An 18,400-nucleotide genomic window follows, 5' to 3' on the forward strand; every position below is an offset into this window, starting at 1 on the left:
CGGGCTACTGCGCGCGGGTGTAGACGAGTTCCGCGATCTCGGAGCGGTTGTTCTTGCCGCTGCCGCCGAGCTTGGTGATCCACACCAGCACGTGCTGGGTGGGCTCGTGGTCGCCGAGCTGGATCTGGGTCTGCCCGGCCGACAGGGTCGCGGTCGCGATCACCTTGGTCTCCGGCAGCGGCGCGCCGGGGGCGCCCGCCACGCGGATCTCCACCACCGTGCCCTCGCTGGGCGACGTGATCGTCACCGACGACAGCTTCACCGGTTCGGCGAAGCCCGCCATCAGCCCGATGCCGGGCTTGAGCGCCGGGAACGGCTGGAAGTAGTTCTCGGTCTGCCACACCGTGGTCGGGTTGTTGTCGACCGCGCGGTTGGCCCGGGTGGCGTTGTCGGGCTGGTTGGTCACGTCGTACACGCCGACGGACGCGGGCTGCACCGGACCGGCGGGCTGGGGCGGGGGCGGCGCGGGCTGGCCGCTCTGCCCCGGCGTGGTCGACTGGCCGATCACCACCGTCGGCCCGCCGCCGCGGGACGGCTCGTCGCTGAAGAAGCTCACGATCTGCACGCCGAGCCAGATGACCACGGCCAGCGTCGCCACCGCGAGCACGGCCACGCTGATCATCAGCTTGCGCTTGTGGTCCTTGTCCCGGACGGGGCGTTGCGTGGTCCACACCGCGCCGTCGTCGGGCTGGTCGTCCTGGACCGGCTGGATCAGCGCGGTCTGCGCCTCCGACTGGGTGATCTGGTCGAGCACCTGGAGGATCGCGGCGCTGGTGCGGATGCCGCCGACGCTGGTGTCCTCCAGGCTGCGCACGGCGACCGACGACAGCTCGTGCGGCACGTACGGGTGCAGCGCGCTCGGCGCCAGCACGGCGCCGTCCGGCCCGGTGGGCGCGACGGGCACGCCGTCCGGGCCGTTGGGCAGCGCCCACTTCCCGGTCAGCAGCAGGTACAGGATGGCGCCCAGGCCCTTGACGTCGTCGCGGGCGATGGCCTCCGGCCTCGGCCCCGGGAACGCGAGCCGCAGCCTGCCGTCCGACGTCACCCGGATGCGCTGCGGGTGGTCCGCGCCGAGCACGAGGCCCGCGTGGTGCGCGCCCTCGATCGCCGCGCCCAGCGGCTCCAGCAGCCGGGTCGCCGTGCCCGCCGGCAGCGGGCCCTCGGCGATCAGGTCGAGCAGGTCGGTGCCCTGGGTCCACTCGGCCACGATCACCGCGAGGATGCCCTCGTCGAGCCGGATGCCCGCGCCGGGGGTCAGCACGTCGATCACCCGGGAAACACCCGGGTGGGTGAAGCTGGCGGCGTGCATCGCGCGTTCGGCGGTCCGCTTGGCGCGGGCCGCGGCGGGGTGGTCGGCCGGGTTGCCCACCAGCACGGTCAGCGCCACGTCCCGGTTGAGCTGGCCGTCCCGGGCCCGCCACAGGTGCGCGTCGCACCGCCGGTCCACACCGGACTGCGCCAGCAGCCGGTACCGGCCGTCGCCGATCACCCCGCCGGGCACCAGCGAGGTGTTCTGGATCGGACCGCTGCTCACGGGGCCGAGGGTACGTGACCGGGTCGGGTCGCAGGGGTCATCGCCGACCCACCAAACGACTGATCTTGGCCACCGCCGGCTTCACCTCGGGCACTCGGAACAACGCGAGCAGCAGGAAGCTGCCCGGCAACCCGACGACCGCCTGGATCACGACCTCGACCCAGGCACCCGCCACGCGGGACTGGATACCCAGCACCTCGACGACCAACCACGCCAGCCCGGTCGCCGCCCCGAACGCGATGGCGGACGCCACGACCGTGAGGCAGATCGTCCACGCCGTGTAACCGGTGCGCAGCCGGCCGAGCCGCAACCGCAGCCACAGCTGACCCACCAGCGCGCCGACCACGAAGCTCAGCGACATCGCGATCGACACGCCGACGGCCAGCTTGTCCGGCGGTGAGAGGGCCAGGAACCCGTAGAGCAGGCCGATCCGCACCACCACGATGATCGCCTGGATGATCGTCGGCGTCCGGGCGTCCTTCAACGCGTAGAACACCCGCAGCTGGAGCAGCGTGATCGCGTACGGCACCAGCCCGAACGCCGACAGCGCCAGCGCCGTGCCGATCGCCTCGCCGTCCTCGACCCCGGAGGCGCCGAAGGAGAACAGCGCCAGTCCGATCGACACGCCGGACACCGTCAGCAACGCGCTGAACGGCATCAGCAGGATCGACGACATCCGGTTGCCGAGCGCCAGGTCGCCGACCAGCGCGTCGGTGTCGTGCGCCGCCGCCGCGCGGCTCATCTTCGGCATCAGGGCGGTCAGCAGCGACACGCCGAGCACGCCGTAGGGCACCTGGGCGATCAGCCACTGCATGTTGTAGACGGTGATCGCGCCGCGGTCGTGCGTGGCGACCTTGGTCAGCACGACCATGCTGACGAAGCCGAGCGCCACGTACAGCAGCACCCAGAACGCCAGGCCGCCGAACTCCGACAGCCGCCGGTCCCAGCCCCACCGCCAGCGGAACCGGAACCCGGTCCGGCGCAGCGCGGGGATCAGCACGGACGCCTGCACGGCCACGCCGAGCATGGTGCCCAGGCCGAGGACGAGCAGCTTCGGCTCGCCCATCCGCACCGGGTCGAGGGAGATCTCACCCGGCATCAGCCAGTAGACGACCAGCGTGGCGATCACCACGAGGTTGTTCAGCACCGGCGCCCAGGTGGGCAGGCCGAACACGTGGCGGGTGTTGAGGATCGCGCCGATCAGCGCGGACAGCCCGTAGAACACGATGCCCGGCAGCACCAGGTACGCGAACGCGGTGACCAGCTCGGGCTCGGCGTCGGAGGAGTCGATGAACAACCCGGTCAGCAGCGGCGCGCACGCCACCGCGATCGCCGTGCCGACACCGAGGACCACCGCCGACATGGTGATCATCCACTGCGCGTAGGACTCGCCCCGGTCGCCGTCCTCCTTCTCGGCGCGGACCAGCAGCGGGATGGCCACGCTGGTCAGCACTCCGCCGAGGAGCAGCTCGTTGATCATCGTCGGCAGCGTGGTGGCGACCTGGTAGGAGTCGTTGAGCGCGTCGACGCCGAGGATCGCGATCAGCAGCAGCTTGGACAGCAGCCCGGAGGCGCGGCTGACGATCGTGGCGACGGCCATCGAGCCGCTGGCCCGCGCCAGCGACGGGCCCTGCGGCTGTTCCTGCGTCACCGTGGTTGTTCCGCTCAACTCGTGCTCGACCTCTCCGGGGTGACCTCGCTCGCGTCGTTCGGCACCTGCGCGGACGCGGCCCGCGCGGCGCGCACCCGACGGTAGATGCGCCGGGCGGACAGCAGCACCAGCGCGGCGCCCGCCAGGCAGGTGATGACCACGGTGATCGTCCCGTACGCCGAGGACGACACCTCCAACCGGGCCCGCCTACCCAGCTCCACCCCACTGGTGGTGACCAGGCGGACGTGCACCGGGAACCGTCCGGACCGCTGCACCTCTACCGGTACCCGCACGAGGCGGTCGCCACGCGCGGGCAGCTCGATGTCGGTGAGGTCCTTGGCCACGATGCCCGGCGTGTCCTCGATCACGATCCGGACCGTGATCCGCACGTCGAGCCGGTTCTTGATCGACAGCGGGATGGGGCTGTCGCCCGAGCCGAGCAGGATCGGGCTGTTCGGCTCGGTCACGGTGACCTGGTCCTGCAACCCGTCGAGCTGCGCCCGGCCCACCGCCAGCGCGGTGCGCGCCCCGTCGTCGTTGCCGCGCCACGCGCCCGACACCGCGCGCAGCAGCGCCAACCGCAGTGGGTCGACCAGGTCGGCCGGCTCGGCGGACTCCGCGTCCGGCTGGCTCATCGACTCCGCCAGCTGGTGCAGCCGGCCCCACGACTCGGCGACCGAGGCGGTCACGGTCGGCGGCACCTCGCGGGCGCCCGCGTCGACCGGGTAGCTCAGCGCGGCGGCCTGCTCCGGCGGTGACGCGAGCAGCGACTCCAGCGCGACCGGCGTCGCGAAACCGCCCCCGACCAGGGACTTCGTCGTGCGCAGCAGGGTGTCGACCTCGCCGGTCGGCGCGTTCCAGCGGCGCGGTGGCGCGATGACCACGTGCTGGCCGGTGCTCTGGAACCCGGCCCGGAAGGTGAGCGCGGCCAGCGCGTTCTGCACCGACACCGGCCGGGTCTCGCTCGGCGTGGTCACGCCCGCGACCGGCCGGGTCGTCGCCGCGCCCTGCAGCGCGTCGGACACCATGCCGTCGACGCGCACGCCGGTGACCGGCTTGCCGTCGGCCGCGTCGAACCGCACCGGTCCGGTGCCGGGGGTGCCCGCCACGGCCGACTGGTCGAGCACCAGGGACGTGATGCCGCGGGCGGTCAGGTTGGCCATCGTCGGCTGGTCGAGCACGCCGTCCTCGGGCCAGGCCAGCCCCGGCGTCGGCTGGACGCCGAGCACCTGGCGGACCACTTCGGCGCCGGCCAGCGACAGGTCGACGAGGCCGGTGAGCTGGGCGCGGGACAGCGCGACGAGGTCGGCGTCGGCGTCCGGCAGGGCGATCACGCACCGGCCGGCGGCCAGCAGCCGCAGCCGGTCGCGCCACATGCCGGCCGCGCTCTTGCCCTTGCCGGCGCCCTGCCCGCTGACCTCGTAGCCCTGGCTCATCGCCTCGACCGTGCGCAGCAGGTCCGGGTCGACGGCCAGGCACACGCCGGTGCCCAGCGGGCTGGTCAACGCCGACTCGTAGGCCATGAGCAGCCCGTACAGCCGCCCGCCCATGGCCAGCGAGCCGGCCAGCTCGTCGTCGGCGAGGACGGTCGGGTTCTCGCTGATCAGGCGCGGCCGGTCGGCCAGCGGCCAGAGCAGGGTGAGCTTCGCGGGGTTCGCGGGCGGGGTCGGGGCCTGGCCGCCGGGCATCGCGAGCACCGGCAGCAGGGTGCTCAGCGCGGCCAGCCGGGCGCGGCCGCCGTAGTCGGGGACGCCGTTGATGTTGGCCAGGATCGGGTAGATGCCCGGCTCGGTGATCCGCAGCGAGGTCGGGTCCGTGCCGCGCAACGGCACGGTGAGCCGGAACGGCTTGGACTCGTTCTGCTCCAGGCGGTCGGTGACCGGGGTGAAGTTCGGCTGCACGACCTCGGCGTCGGTCGGCTCCCGCAGCGCCTTGCGGACCTGCTCCTCGCTGGTCAGGGGCTGGCCGCGCTCCAGGCGCAGCTCGATGTCCTCCAGCGCCCGGTCGCCGACGTTGACCACCTTGCCGGAGATGGTGATCGAGTCGGGCCCGTCCGCGGTGATCACCCGCGGGGTCATCTCCTCGACGTCCAGGCGCAGCCACACCTGCGACTGCTGGCCCGGTTGGCTCGACAGCGCCCGGGTCGCCCACACCTGCGTCGCGGGCGCGGGCCGGACGGGCAGCCGCCCGCCGTCGACGGGCGCGGCGGGCGCGGCGGACGCGGTCGTCACGAGGAGGACCCCCGCCGCCGCCAGCGCGGACAGCAGCCGTTTCACGCCGACTCCGCCCCGTCCGCCTGGAACTCGGCGAGCAGTTCGGCGGCTCGGCGCACCAGTCGGCGCTCGTCCGCGTAGGCGAGCCGGTCGTCCAGTTCGCCCAGGGGCACCCACGCCACCTCGGTGACCTCCACGTCTTCGTCGGAAAGCTCGCCGCCCAGCGCTTCCAGCAGGAAGTGGTGGACGGTCTTGTGCACCCGCCGGTCCTCGGCGACGAACCAGTAGTCGATCGAGCCGAGCGGGCGCAGGACCCTGCTATGAATACCGGTCTCCTCGGCGACCTCGCGCACCGCGGTCTGTTCCGCGGTCTCGCCCGCCTCGATGTGGCCCTTCGGCAGCGACCACAGCAACCGCCCGCGCCGGTCCAGCCGCCCGATGATCGCGGCGACGTGCTGCTCGAAGTCCAGCACCAGTCCGCCCGCCGAGGTCTCGTCGACGGTCCTCAGCCGGCGACCGCGACGCCGGTTCCGGCGCCTCGGCTTGGGACCGCCGGAGCGACCGGACGACTGGGGCATGCCCTGATGGTAGTGGCGACCAGCGCTTACCGGACGTGACAGCCCGGTGGCGGGCGGTGATCAACAAGGCGGTCAACTCGTTCGGAACGGCGGTCGCGGACCAGTAGGCTGGCTCCTCGTGTCCGGACCCCTCGCCTCCGCCGCCACTCCGCCTGAGCAGGACAATGCCGTGGTGGAACTGCTGAGCGCCCTTCCCGTCGCCGAGGAACTGGCCGACCGCTTCGCCGCGGCCGGCCACCGCCTGTACCTGGTGGGCGGCAGCGTGCGCGACGCCGTGATCGGGCGGCTGTCCGGCGACCTCGACTTCACCACCGACGCCCGGCCGCCGCGGATCATGGCGCTGCTCAAGGGCTGGGCGGACGCGATCTGGGACACCGGCATCGCGTTCGGCACGGTCGGCGCGACCAAGCACGGCCAGACCGTGGAGATCACCACGTTCCGCGCCGACAGCTACGACGGCGTCAGCCGCAACCCCGAGGTGACCTTCGGCGACAGCATCGAGGGTGACCTGGTCCGCCGCGACTTCACGGTCAACGCGATGGCCTACGACGTGGTGAACCGGCAGCTCATCGACCCGACCGGCGGGCGGGAGGCGCTGCGGGCCCGCGTCCTGGACACCCCCGCGACCCCGCAGGAGTCGTTCTCCGACGACCCGCTGCGGATGCTGCGCGCGGCCCGGTTCGCGTCCCAGCTCGGCTTCACCGTCGCGCCCCGCGTGCTGGAGGCCATGACGGCCATGTCCGGCGAGCTGACCCGCATCACCGCCGAACGCGTGCAGGTCGAGCTGTCCAAGCTGCTCACCGGCGCGCACCCGCGCGCGGGCGTGGAGCTGATGGTCGAGTCGAAGCTGGCCGACGTGGTGCTGCCCGAGCTGCCCGCGATGAAGCTGGAGATCGACGAGCACCACCAGCACAAGGACGTGTTCCACCACTCGCTGGTGGTGCTGGAGCAGGCCATCGACCTGGAGGCGGCGGACCCGGCAGGCGGCTCCGAGCCCGACCTGGTGCTGCGGCTCGCGGCGTTGCTGCACGACATCGGCAAGCCGGACACCCGGCGGTTCGAGGAGGGCGGCGGTGTCTCGTTCCACCATCACGAGGTGGTCGGGGCGAAGATGGTCCGCAAGCGTTTGCGCGCCTTGAAGTACTCGAAGGAGATCATCGAGGACGTCGCCCAGCTCGTGTACCTCCACCTGCGCTTCCACGGCTACGGCAGCGGCGAGTGGACCGACTCGGCGGTGCGCCGGTACGTCACCGACGCGGGCCACCTGCTCCCCCGCCTGCACAAGCTGGTCCGCGCCGACTGCACCACCCGCAACCGGCGCAAGGCCAACGCGTTGCAGCGCACGTACGACGACCTGGAGCGCCGCATCGAGCGGATCGCCGCCGAGGAGGACCTCAAGCGGGTCCGGCCGGACCTCGACGGCAACGAGATCATGCGGCTGCTGGGCCTGCCACCGGGGCCGATGGTCGGCAAGGCGTGGAAGTTCCTCAAGGAGCTGCGCCTGGACCGAGGGCCGCTGGACCACGACGAGGCGGTCGCCGAGCTGCTGGAGTGGGCCCGGTCGGAGGGTGTCCAGCTCCCGGGTGACTGACACCACGTGACCAATCTCGTACTTTTGCCCTGGCCAGTGACAGCCTGTTGCGGGACCATGACTGTGTGCGTCAAACGCGCACTGGGGGTGGTGTCGTATGAACGCTTGGGGACTGTCCGAGGGGGGCACCCGGGCGCAAGGGCTGGATGAGCTGTCCGACCGGCAGCGGGCCGTGCTCCGCTGCCTGGCCAGGGGGCTCGCGGACCACGAGATAGCGCGGGTGCTGGCGCTGAGCCAGCACCAGGTGGGGGCGGTGGTGTCGGAGATCCTGCGCGCGTTGAACCTGCGGGACCGGATGGCGGCGGTCGTCTACGCCCACGAAACGGGGATCATCCGGTTGCCGCTACCGCGCTGACCGCTTGACCAGCAGCAGGTAGCCGAGCAGACCCAGCAGGTAGGCGGCCGTCGCGGCGAGCACCAGGCCCGGCGACCGCCCGCTCAGGGGCACCACGGCCGCCGCGGCGGTCACGGCCGCCACCTGCGTGACGTTGAACAGCGTGTCGTACAGGGCGAACACCCGGCCGCGGACCTCGTCGCCGATGTCGCCCTGCACGGCCGCGTCCACGCACAGCTTCACCACCTGGCCCGCGAACGTGAGCACGAACGACGCGGCCAGGATGGTGGGCAGCAGCATGGGCAGGCCGAGGCCGAGCTGGGTGGCCGCGGCCAGCAGAAGCGCGCAGCTGACCGTGCCGCGCCTGCCCAGCAGGTCCACCAGCCGGTCGGTCACCAGTCCCGCCAGCAGGATGCCCGCGCCGCCCGCCACGGCGACCTCGCCGAGCCCCGCCATGCCCGCCTTGAGCGGCCCGTAGTCGGTGAACGAGTTGCGCATCAGCAGCAACGTCAGCAGCAGCGACGCGCCGAACGCGAGCCGGTGGGCGAGCAGCGCCAGCAGGGCGGCGGCGACGCCGGGCGCGCGCCACACCGCCCGTGCGCCGTCCAACAGGCCCAGGGCGACCGCAATGAGCGTCCGGTTGGGCTCGTCCACCTCGTCGGGCCCGAGGGCCCCACGCGCGAAGCGGGAGGCCAGGAACGCGGCACCCAGCGAGCCCACGACCGCGAACGCCGTCGTCCACGCCGAGCCGCCGTCACCCGAGCCGAACACCGACCGCAGCACCACCGCGCACCCCGCGCCGAGCACCGCGGTCAGCGCGCCCAGCGTGGTGACGAACGCGTTGGCCTCCACCAGGTGGTCTCCGTCGACCACGTGCGGCAGGGACGCGGACAGGCCCGAGCCGACGAACCGGCTCACCCCCGTGACGAACAGCGCCGAGGCGTACAGCGGCACGCCGTCCAGGCCGAGCCCGACGGCCGTCGCGGTGAGCAGCACGAAGACGGCGCGCGTGAGGTTCGCCACCACCAGCACCCGGCGGCGGTCCCACCGGTCCAGCAGGGCGCCCGCGAACGGGCCGACCACGGAGTACGGGAGCAGCAGCACGGCGAACCCGGCCGCGACGGCGAGCGGGTCGGCGTGGCGCTCGGGGTTGAACAGGACCGCGCCCGCGAGGCCCGCCTGGAACAACCCGTCGCCCCACTGGGCCGCCAGCCGGGAGGCCAGCAACCTGCGGAAGTCGGCGAGCGCGAGGAGTTTCCGGACCCCGAGGTGGTGCTTCGCCGCGGTGGTGCCGGCAGTGGTCACGGTGGTGAGCCTAAGCCTTGCGCGGCCGGGAACCACGAAGGCCGGACCCGCGTGGGGTCCGGCCTCCCTGGCGCCAGGCGCCCGGTCGCCTCTCGGCGGGTGGCACTACGCGGCTCCAGCCGGACGGTATTCCGCGTAGGCGTTCAAGTGGGCCCGGGGGACTCGATGGCGCCTGACGTTCACTGCAACGAACACGGTAGCCCGGATGTTCCGCCGACGCGGAGGTGCGGTGTGCGCGCTGCGTCGCCTGGCCCGCGGCGCTCGTCTGGGATCATGCGTGGTGTGCGCCCTGATGCCGACGTCGAACCGGGATCCCTGCTGGTCGCGGCACCGAGTCTGACCGACTCCAACTTCCGCCGGACGGTGGTCTACGTCATCGACCACCGGGACGAGGGCAGCCTCGGCGTGGTGCTGAACCGCCCGAGCGAGGTCGCCGTCCACGACGTGCTGCCCGCCTGGGGCCCGCACGTGAGCAGGCCGCAGGCCGTCTACATCGGCGGGCCGGTGGAGCAGAAGACGGCGCTGTGCCTGGCCGCGCTGCGCACCGGGGAGGACCTGGCCTCGCTGGACGGCGTGGTCGGCGTGCACGGCCCGGTGGCGCTGGTCGACCTGGACGCCGACCCGGACGCGCTGGTGGCGAAGGTGCGCGGCATGCGCGTGTTCGCGGGCTACTCGGGTTGGGGCGAGGGCCAGCTGGGCGGCGAGATCTCGCGCGGCGACTGGATCGTGGTCAAGGGCCTGCCCGACGACGTGCTCACGCCGCCGAACGTCGACCTGTGGGGTCGGGTGCTGCGCCGCCAGGGGATGCCGACGGCGCTGCTGGCGACGTTCCCGACGGACATCCGCCGCAACTAGCGGCTCAGGCGCGCGTCAGCACGCCGCAGCCGCCGCCCGCGCCGGAGCACGCGCAGCCGCCGCACCCGGCCGGCGCCTGCTCGGGCAGCGCCTCGGCGGCCCGGTGGCCCAGCACGCCGCCCGCGCCCGCGACCACGAGGCTGCCGACCAGCCCGATCAGGCCGATGACCAGCGCCAACGCCGGGTTGACGGCCGCCGCGACGGCCGCGACCAGGGCGATCGCACCCGCGGCCACGTTCGGCACGCCGGCGATCTTGTTGGCCAGCGCGAACGTCTCGTCGTCACGCAGCGTGGCCTTGGTGCGCACGCCGAAGAAGCGGTTGCGGTGCAGTCCGCCCCGCACGCCGAGGAAGCCGATCGTCGCGAACGCGACACCGATCAGACCCAGCACCACAGGCAGCACGATGTTCACGCGTCCGAGGGTAGGCCCGTCCTTCGATCTTGGTCGAACCAGCCCCGACTTCACCCGAAGGTGTCCTTATGGACGGGCCCTCGGGCTCGGGAGGCTCACCGCATGAAGACTCGATCTTGCCTGGCCGCGCTGGGTGTCGTCGCCGCGCTCGTCACGGCCGCGCCCACCGCCTCCGCCGCGCCCCCCGTCCGCTTCCTGGGCGAGACCACGCTGCCGCACGCGTGGCAGTTCGAGGGCACCACGGTCGGCGGCCTCTCCGGCGTCGACCGCGACCCCGCCACCGGCGAGTACGTGCTGATCAGCGACGACCGCTCCTACACGAACCCGGCGCGCTTCTACACCGCCGACCTGCGCCTGGACGAGTCCGGCGTGCACGACGTCCGCATCACCGCCACCCACGCCCTGCGGCACCCCGACGGCGGCACCTACTCGTCGCCGCCCGCGAACGACGGCCGCACCGCGGACCCCGAGGAGATCCGGGTCGACCCCGTCACCGGCGACTACTGGTGGAGCCAGGAGGGCGAGCGGCCCAAGACCGAGGGACCGGTCGTGGTGCAGCCGTCCATCCAGCGGGCCGCCCGTGACGGCGCCTACGTCGACACCCTGCCGCTGCCGGAGAACTACGCCTACACCGCCGACCGCGGCCCGCGCCGCAACCTCGCGCTGGAGGCGATCGCGTTCTCCGCCGACGGCGCGCTCGTCACCAGCGTGGTCGAGGGACCGCTCTTGCAGGACGGCGACGTGCCGACCGCCGAGCGCGGCGCGCTCACCCGCCTCACCGTGCAGACCCGTGACGGCGCGGTCGTCCGCCAGCACGCCTACCCGCTGGAACCGCTGTTCGCCGAACCCGAGCCCGGCCCGTGGGGCCCCGACACCGGCGTGCCCGCGATCCTGGCCGACCCGAAGGTCCCCGGCCGCTACTACGCGCTGGAGCGCAGCTGGGTGCCCGGCGCGGACTACAAGGTGCGCCTGTTCCAGGTCGACATCGCGGGCGCGACGGACGTGCGCCACCAGGACGTGCTGGCCGACGACGTGCGCCCGGTCCGCAAGAAGCAGCTCGCCGACCTGCACGACTTCCCGCTGCCCGTGATCGACAACGTCGAGGGCCTCACCTGGGGCCCGCGCCTGGCCTCCGGCGAGCGCACGCTGCTGCTGGTCAGCGACGACAACTTCGCGGCCGAGGAGTTCACCCGGTTCATCGCACTTGCGCTGCGCTGATACCGTTGACGACATGAGCAAGGCCCGCCTGCTCCTTAGCTAGCCGCGCAGACCTCGACAGCCAGGTCCGCGCGGCAACCCCTCATGCCCTTCCGGGCTGGGGGGTTTCGTCATGTCAGGGGCAGGTACCGATGGAGAGGGACATCCCGATGAGCACCGACGCGGCGGACGCGACGCCCGCCTTCCGCTACACCGCCGAGCTGGCGGGCGAGATCGAGCGGCGCTGGCAGCAGCACTGGGAGGAGCAGGGCACCTTCCACGCGCCGAACCCGGTCGGGCCGCTCAAGGGCGACGTGCCCGCCGACAAGCTGTTCGTGCAGGACATGTTCCCGTACCCGTCGGGCGCGGGCCTGCACGTCGGGCACCCGCTGGGCTTCATCGGCACCGACGTGTTCGCCCGGTACCACCGGATGAACGGCCGCAACGTGCTGCACACGATGGGCTTCGACGCGTTCGGCCTGCCCGCCGAGCAGTACGCCGTGCAGACCGGGCAGCACCCGCGCAAGACCACCGAGGACAACATCCAGACCTACCTGCGGCAGATCCGCCGGCTGGGCCTGGGCCACGACGAGCGCCGCCGCATCTCCACCATCGACCCGGGCTACTACAAGTGGACCCAGTGGATCTTCCTGCAGATCTTCAACTCCTGGTACGACCCGGCGGCGGGCAAGGCCCGCCCGATCGCCGAGCTGGAGGCGCAGTTCGCCTCGGGTGAGCGGGCCACGCCGGGCAAGCCGTGGGCGGAGCTGTCCCGCCCGGAGCGCGAGAAGCTGCTGGGGCAGCACCGCCTGGTGTACCTGTCCGAGGCGCCGGTGAACTGGTGCCCCGGCCTGGGCACCGTGCTGGCGAACGAGGAGGTCACCGCGGACGGCCGCAGCGAGCGCGGCAACTTCCCGGTGTTCCGGCGCTCGCTGCGCCAGTGGATGATGCGGATCACCGCGTACTCCGACCGGCTGATCGACGACCTGGACCGGCTGGACTGGCCGGACAAGATCAAGGCGATGCAGCGCAACTGGATCGGGCGCTCGCACGGCGCCCGGGTCAAGTTCGCCGTGGACGGGCACGACGGCGTCGACGTCGAGGTGTTCACCACCCGGCCCGACACGCTGTTCGGCGCGACGTACATGGTGCTGGCGCCCGAGCACCCGCTGGTGGACGTGATCGCGTCCGCCGGGCAGGCCGACGCGATCGCCGCCTACCGCGACGAGGTCGCCCGCAAGTCCGAGCTGGACCGGCAGGAGAACAAGGAGAAGACCGGCGTCTTCACCGGCGCGCACGCGGTCAACCCGGTCAACGGGGCGCGCATCCCGGTGTACGTGGCGGACTACGTGCTGATGGGCTACGGCACCGGCGCGATCATGGCGGTGCCCGGCCAGGACCAGCGCGACTGGGACTTCGCCAAGGCGTTCGACCTGCCGATCGTCCGGACCGTGCAGCCGCCGGAGGACTTCGACGGCGAGGCGTACACGGGTACCGGCCCGGCGGTGAACTCGAGCCACGAGAGCAGCGTGAGCCTGGACGGCCTGGACGTCGACGGGGCCAAGAAGAAGATCATCGCCTGGCTGGAGGAGCAGGGCCGCGGCGAGGGCACCGTGCAGTTCAAGCTGCGCGACTGGCTGTTCTCCCGGCAGCGGTACTGGGGCGAGCCGTTCCCGATCGTCTACGACGCCGACGGCACGCCGATCGCGGTGCCGGAGTCGATGCTGCCGATCGAGCTGCCCGACGTGGACGACTACTCGCCGCGCACGTTCGACCCGGACGACGCGAACTCCGAGCCGTCGCCGCCGCTGTCGCGCGCAGAGGACTGGGTCACCGTCGAGCTGGACCTGGGCGACGGGCCCAAGCCGTACCGGCGCGAGACCAACACCATGCCCAACTGGGCGGGCTCGTGCTGGTACCAGCTGCGGTACGTGGACCCGACGGAGCCGGACCGGTTCGTCAACGAGGAGAACGAGCGGTACTGGCTGGGCCCGCGCACGGCCGAGCACGGCGCGTCCGACCCCGGTGGCGTCGACCTGTACATCGGCGGTGTCGAGCACGCGGTGCTGCACCTGCTGTACGCGCGGTTCTGGCAGAAGGTGCTGTTCGACCTGGGTCACGTGTCCGGTGACGAGCCGTACCGGCGGCTGTTCAACCAGGGCTACATCGAGGCGTACGCCTACCGCGACTCGCGCGGCACCCCCGTGCCCGCCGAGGAGGTGGAGGAGCGCGACGGCAAGTACTTCTTCGACGGCGAAGAGGTCAAGCGCGAGTACGGCAAGATGGGCAAGAGCCTGAAGAACGTCGTCACGCCGGACGAGATGTGCGAGAAGTACGGCGCCGACACGTTCCGGCTGTACGAGATGTCGATGGGCCCGATGGACGTCTCGCGGCCGTGGGCGACCAAGGACGTCGTGGGCGCGCAGCGGTTCCTGCAGCGGCTGTGGCGCAACCTGGTCGACGAGACCACGGGCGAGCTGCGGGTCACCGACGAGGACCCGGGCGAGGAAGCGCTGCGGCTGCTGCACAAGACGATCGCGGGCGTGCACGACGACTTCGCGAACCTGCGCTACAACACGGCGGGCGCGAAGCTGATCGAGCTGAACAACCACGTCACCAAGCACTTCCCGGGCGGCGCGCCCCGCGCGCTGGCCGAGCCGCTGGTGCTGATGCTGGCACCGTTGAGCCCGCACGTCGCCGAGGAGCTGTGGTCGAAGCTGGGCCACACCGACTCGCTGGCCCACGGCCCGTTCCCGGCCGCGGACGAGAAGTACCTGGTCGAGGACACGGTCGAGTACCCGATCCAGGTCAACGGCAAGGTGAAGGCCCGCGTGGTCGTGCCCGCGTCGGCGTCAGCGGGTGAGGTCGAGGCGGCGGCCCTGGCCGACGAGAAGGTGGCCGAGCTGCTGAACGGCGGCACGCCGCGCAAGGTGATCGTCGTACCGGGCCGACTGGTCAACGTGGTGCTGTAGCGGGGTTCACGGACGGGGCAACTGGGCGGCCACTTCGGTCATCGCGTCGAGCAGGTCCGGCTCGACGTGCCCGGTTGCCGGTTCGGACTCGGCGATGGTGATCGTCGTGTCCTTGATCTCCGACCAGTAGTGCCGGGCGGTGAACCGCACGTCCGGCAGGCCGACGACCCCGCCGTTCAACGGCTGCACGTCGCCGGAGCCCGCGACGTCGATCACGCGGTCGAACTGCCGCGCCTGGTTGCGGCCGGGGAAGGTCACCCACACCACGGACACCACGGCCGCGTTGCCCGCCTGGTCGCCGACTGCGAGCAGCAGGCGGTCCAGGGACGTGCACGGCGTGCGGACGAGGAAGTCGCGGACCTGGCCGAACGCGTTGGCCACGCAGTCCAGCTCCTGCTTGACCGCCTGCTTGCTGATCGCGACGCCGAGGTGGCCCATCGCGCCCGCGGCGTCGCCACCGCGCGCGGCGCGCTTGGCGTCCCACTTGCGCACCCCGATGCTCTCCACCGGTGCCGCGCCGCCACCGCCGCTCGCGCCCGAGTTGAGCGCTGCGCCACCGGCGCCACCCGCGCCCGCGAGGACGACGAGCACCGCGGCCACTAACGCCACGCCGCCTGATCCCTTGTCGGAACTCTTCCCCGCCACCATCCCCCCGCCCCGAGACGTTCTCGCCGTGCGGCCAACCCATGCAACCCCGCCCGGGTGCCCCTGGTTGCGCCGCGCAGGCGAAAAGCGCTCGAACGGCCCAGCAGGTATGCCCGGAAGTCGCACTTCACCGTTGCGCAGCGAAACCCATCTCGCCGAGGATCTGAGCCAGCATCGAGTCGAACATGGGCTCCAGGTCGGTCACGGCGAACGGGAAGCGGCCGAAGACCTCCAGGGCCACGTGGCCGTAGATGCGGACCCACGACTGCGTGATGTGGTAGACCGCGCCGAGCGGCAGGACGTCCTCGTCCACCTCGACGCCGCGTTCGGCGACGGTGGCCAGCAGGACCTTCTGGAACGCCGCCAGCTCGCCGTGCAGGTTCACCGGGACGTCGTCGCCGCCGAGGTCGTCCGGTAGCGGGTGGCTCGCGATCAACCGGCCCGCGACCTCGAGGAACACCCGGCCGAACTGGTCGCCGACCTGGCTGCGGTCCTCGTTCGGCGTGCAGGAGCCGAGGGCGTCCTCCGTGGACGCGAACACCAGCGCGAACTCCTGCGGGTGCGCGAGCGCCCAGCGCCGGAAGCCGCGGCACACCGCGTAGACCTGGGCGGTGACGTCGCCGGGGTCGATCCGGTCGAGGTCGGCTTCGAGCTCCGCGGCGAGGTCGGCGCAGACGTCCTCGGCGAGCCTGCGGAGCAGGTCCTCGCGCGAGTCGTAGTACCGGTACAGCGCCGGAGCGGTGATGCCGACCTCGCGAGCAATGGCACGCAGAGTGACGGCGTCCCGGCCGCGCTCCACGAGCAGGGCACGGGCCTGTCGCCGAATGTCGCGCTCTGTCTCGGCGCGGAGCCGTTCACGGCGAGTGGCCTCGGTCATATGTCACCCAATCAGGTTGTAAACACTGTTCACCCGGGTATAACTTCGGGGGCGGTCAGTGAACGCTGTTTACGTAGTTCACGCCATTCACGCAACGGTAGCCCATTTGCCCGGGAGGACGCGTGTTCGCGAAGTGGGGATCGCTGGCGTACCGCCGCAGGTGGGTGGTGCTGATCGCGACGGCGGCCCTCGCGGTGGTCGGCGGCATCTGGGGCCTCGGCGTGTTCGACCGGCTCAGCCAGGGCGGCTACGAAGCGCCCACGAGCGAGGCCGCCCGCGCCAACGACGTCGCGCAGGACGCGTTCGGCCGGCAGGGCGGCGACGTCCTCGCGGTCTACGACACCACCGACCCGGCGAAGCTCCAGCGGATCGCCGCCGAGCTGGCCGACCTCCCGACCGACGCCGTGCTGAAGGTGCAGCCGCCGTTCCCGTCGCCGGAGAGCGGCAAGTCGCTCGTGGTGATCACGCTGCGCTCGGGCGACTCCAACACCCAGCTCAAGCAGTACGAGCAGATCTCGGGCGAGCTCGCGGTCGACGGCCTCGACCCGCAGGTCGGCGGCCTGGTGCCGACCCAGAAGGCGATCAGCGACATGTCCGCCTCCGACCTCACCAAGGCCGAGGCCGTGTCGCTGCCGATCGTGCTCATCCTGCTGATCATCATCTTCGGCGGCCTGGTCGCCGCGTCGCTGCCGGTGCTGGTCGGCGGCCTGGCCATCGCCGGGTCGCTCGGCGTGCTGCACGCCGTCTCGCTGGTCGCCGACGTGAACTCGTTCGCGGTCAACGTGGCCAGCCTGCTCGGCCTCGGCATGGCGATCGACTACGGCCTGTTCATGGTCGGCCGGTTCCGCGAGGAGCTGGCCGCCGGCCGCGACACCCCCGACGCCGTGCGCCGGACGGTCATGTCGGCGGGCCGCACCGTGCTGTTCTCCGCGACGCTGCTGGTGATCGCGCTCGCCGGGTTGCTGCTGTTCCCCCACGGCTTCCTGAAGTCCCTCAGCTACGGCGGCATGTCCGCGGTCGCCATCGCGGCGGTCGTGTCGCTGACGCTGCTGCCCGCGCTGCTGGCCGTCCTCGGCCACCGCGTGGACAAGCTCGCCGTGCCGTGGCGCAAGAAGAAGGCGCCGTCGGAGGGCGGATGGCGGCGGCTGGCCGGTCGCGTGATGAAGCGCCCCGTGCTGTTCGCGCTGCCGATCGTGCTGGTGCTGCTCGCGCTCGGCTCACCGTTCCTGGGCGTGAAGTTCGGCGAGGTGACCGAGAAGGTGCTGCCCGAGGGCAACCCGGCCCGGGTCGCCGCCGAGACGGTCAACCGCGACTTCGCCGCGCTGTCCAACTCCGGGTTCAAGGTCGTGATCACCGGCGACCCGTCGCCCGCGGACGTGCAGGCGTTCGTCGGCGAGGTCGCCGCGGTGCCCGGTGTCGGCGAGGCGCAGGTCGCGGCCGAGCCCGCGGGCGGCGTGTGGCTGGTCAACGCCGGGCTGGACCAGGACGCGCTGAGCGACGAGTCCAAGCAGGCGCTGCGGGACGTGCGCGCGTTGGCCGGTCCCGGTGACGAGGTGCTCGTCGGCGGCACCACGGCCATGGTGTCCGACAGCCTCGACGCCATCGGCGACAAGCTGCCGCTGATGATCGCGCTGCTGGTCGGCGCGACGTTCGTGCTGATGTTCCTGGCGTTCGGGTCCGTGCTGCTGCCGATCAAGGCCGTGGTGATGAGCGCGCTGAGCCTGTCGGCCACGTTCGGCGTGCTGGTGTGGGTGTTCCAGGACGGGCACGGCGCCTCGCTGCTCGGCGTCACGCCCGCGCCGCTGGAGTCCGGCATCGTGGTGCTGATGGCGGCCGTGGTCTTCGGGCTGTCCACCGACTACGAGGTGTTCCTGCTGTCCCGGATGGTCGAGGCGCGCGGTCGTGGCGCGTCGACCGAGGAAGCGGTGACGGCGGGCCTGGCCAAGACCGGGCGGGTGATCACGGCGGCGGCGCTGCTGCTGATCGTGGTGACGGGCGCGTTCGCGTTCTCGCAGATCACGATGATGCGGTTCGTCGGCGTCGGCATGATCCTGGCGCTCGCGCTGGACGCCACCGTGGTGCGGATGCTGCTCGTGCCCGCGGTGATGAAGCTGCTCGGGGACGCCGCGTGGTGGGCTCCCGGCCCGCTGCGCCGGATCCAGGAGCGGATGGCGATCCACGAGGAAGCGCCGGCGGAGGACGGCAACCCGACCAAGGTGGCGCAGACCGTCTAGGC

At 72.2% G+C, this 18,400-nt stretch carries 14 protein-coding genes; 6 read left to right on the forward strand and 8 right to left on the reverse strand.

Translation table 11 applies throughout. The annotated features are described in order from the left end of the window. Positions 1–4: 4 nt before the first annotated feature. From ACIQMJ_RS05330 to ACIQMJ_RS05345, 4 genes are read right to left on the reverse strand one after another with little or no spacing between them, the layout of a single operon-like run. Positions 5–1,534 (reverse strand): protein kinase family protein, encoded by a 1,530-nt coding sequence (locus ACIQMJ_RS05330; RefSeq protein ID WP_499759723.1) that lies wholly within the window; start codon positions 1,532–1,534, stop codon positions 5–7. Positions 1,535–1,571: 37 nt separating this feature from the next. Further along, positions 1,572–3,185, reverse strand: coding sequence for a murein biosynthesis integral membrane protein MurJ (gene murJ, locus ACIQMJ_RS05335; protein WP_499759724.1), 1,614 nt, complete (start codon positions 3,183–3,185; stop codon positions 1,572–1,574). A gap of 14 nt (positions 3,186–3,199) precedes the next feature. Continuing rightward, on the reverse strand, positions 3,200–5,461 hold the full coding sequence (locus ACIQMJ_RS05340; protein WP_499759725.1) for a DUF6049 family protein: 2,262 nt from the start codon (positions 5,459–5,461) through the stop codon (positions 3,200–3,202). Then, on the reverse strand, positions 5,458–5,976 hold the full coding sequence (locus ACIQMJ_RS05345; RefSeq protein ID WP_499759726.1) for an NUDIX hydrolase: 519 nt from the start codon (positions 5,974–5,976) through the stop codon (positions 5,458–5,460). The genes ACIQMJ_RS05340 and ACIQMJ_RS05345 overlap by 4 nt, the downstream gene beginning before the upstream one ends. A 118-nt stretch (positions 5,977–6,094) precedes the next feature. On the opposite strand from ACIQMJ_RS05345, the gene ACIQMJ_RS05350 reads away from it, so the two are divergent. Together ACIQMJ_RS05350 and ACIQMJ_RS05355 are read left to right on the forward strand one after the other, a co-directional pair. Then, positions 6,095–7,567 (forward strand): CCA tRNA nucleotidyltransferase, encoded by a 1,473-nt coding sequence (locus ACIQMJ_RS05350; protein ID WP_499759727.1) that lies wholly within the window; start codon positions 6,095–6,097, stop codon positions 7,565–7,567. A gap of 97 nt (positions 7,568–7,664) precedes the next feature. Then, positions 7,665–7,922 (forward strand): response regulator transcription factor, encoded by a 258-nt coding sequence (locus tag ACIQMJ_RS05355; protein WP_073897834.1) that lies wholly within the window; start codon positions 7,665–7,667, stop codon positions 7,920–7,922. On the opposite strand, the gene ACIQMJ_RS05360 is transcribed toward ACIQMJ_RS05355, so the two are convergent. Next, positions 7,911–9,206, reverse strand: coding sequence for an MFS transporter (locus tag ACIQMJ_RS05360; protein WP_499759728.1), 1,296 nt, complete (start codon positions 9,204–9,206; stop codon positions 7,911–7,913). The genes ACIQMJ_RS05355 and ACIQMJ_RS05360 overlap by 12 nt on opposite strands. 273 nt (positions 9,207–9,479) lie before the next feature. Between ACIQMJ_RS05360 and ACIQMJ_RS05365 the strand changes: the two genes are divergently transcribed. Continuing rightward, positions 9,480–10,061, forward strand: coding sequence for a YqgE/AlgH family protein (locus ACIQMJ_RS05365; protein ID WP_499759729.1), 582 nt, complete (start codon positions 9,480–9,482; stop codon positions 10,059–10,061). 4 nt (positions 10,062–10,065) lie between these two features. Here the strand turns inward: ACIQMJ_RS05365 and ACIQMJ_RS05370 are convergent, their stop codons facing one another. After that, positions 10,066–10,473: an SdpI family protein gene (locus tag ACIQMJ_RS05370; protein WP_499759730.1), complete on the reverse strand. Its 408-nt coding sequence runs from the start codon at positions 10,471–10,473 to the stop codon at positions 10,066–10,068. Positions 10,474–10,575: 102 nt separating this feature from the next. Here ACIQMJ_RS05370 and ACIQMJ_RS05375 point away from each other — a divergent pair, with 102 nt between their 5' ends. After that, positions 10,576–11,691: an esterase-like activity of phytase family protein gene (locus tag ACIQMJ_RS05375; RefSeq protein WP_499759731.1), complete on the forward strand. Its 1,116-nt coding sequence runs from the start codon at positions 10,576–10,578 to the stop codon at positions 11,689–11,691. A gap of 149 nt (positions 11,692–11,840) precedes the next feature. Continuing rightward, entirely contained in the window at positions 11,841–14,642 is a 2,802-nt protein-coding gene (gene leuS, locus ACIQMJ_RS05380; protein WP_499759732.1) for a leucine--tRNA ligase, read from the forward strand. Positions 14,643–14,648: 6 nt separating this feature from the next. Here the strand turns inward: leuS and ACIQMJ_RS05385 are convergent, their stop codons facing one another. Together ACIQMJ_RS05385 and ACIQMJ_RS05390 are read right to left on the reverse strand one after the other, a co-directional pair. Beyond that, a complete protein-coding gene (locus ACIQMJ_RS05385; RefSeq protein WP_499759733.1) occupies positions 14,649–15,251 on the reverse strand; it encodes a hypothetical protein in 603 nt (200 codons plus the stop codon). Between the two features lie 163 nt (positions 15,252–15,414). Beyond that, positions 15,415–16,164 (reverse strand): TetR/AcrR family transcriptional regulator, encoded by a 750-nt coding sequence (locus tag ACIQMJ_RS05390; protein ID WP_499759734.1) that lies wholly within the window; start codon positions 16,162–16,164, stop codon positions 15,415–15,417. A 122-nt stretch (positions 16,165–16,286) separates the two neighbouring features. On the opposite strand from ACIQMJ_RS05390, the gene ACIQMJ_RS05395 reads away from it, so the two are divergent. Beyond that, entirely contained in the window at positions 16,287–18,398 is a 2,112-nt protein-coding gene (locus tag ACIQMJ_RS05395; protein ID WP_499759735.1) for an MMPL family transporter, read from the forward strand. The last annotated feature ends 2 nt before the right edge of the window (positions 18,399–18,400 follow it).

The sequence above is a fragment of the Actinosynnema sp. NPDC091369 genome (assembly GCF_044757065.1).
Lineage (GTDB): Bacteria > Actinomycetota > Actinomycetes > Mycobacteriales > Pseudonocardiaceae > Actinosynnema.

Coding starts and splice junctions, on each gene's coding strand:
- ACIQMJ_RS05345 (WP_499759726.1), bottom strand. CDS start 5,976: ATGCCCCAGTCGTCCGGTCGCTCCGGCGGTCCCAAGCCGAGGCGCCGG.
- ACIQMJ_RS05355 (WP_073897834.1), top strand. CDS start 7,665: ATGAACGCTTGGGGACTGTCCGAGGGGGGCACCCGGGCGCAAGGGCTG.
- ACIQMJ_RS05365 (WP_499759729.1), top strand. CDS start 9,480: ATGCGTGGTGTGCGCCCTGATGCCGACGTCGAACCGGGATCCCTGCTG.
- ACIQMJ_RS05375 (WP_499759731.1), top strand. CDS start 10,576: ATGAAGACTCGATCTTGCCTGGCCGCGCTGGGTGTCGTCGCCGCGCTC.
- leuS (WP_499759732.1), top strand. CDS start 11,841: ATGAGCACCGACGCGGCGGACGCGACGCCCGCCTTCCGCTACACCGCC.
- ACIQMJ_RS05390 (WP_499759734.1), bottom strand. CDS start 16,164: ATGACCGAGGCCACTCGCCGTGAACGGCTCCGCGCCGAGACAGAGCGC.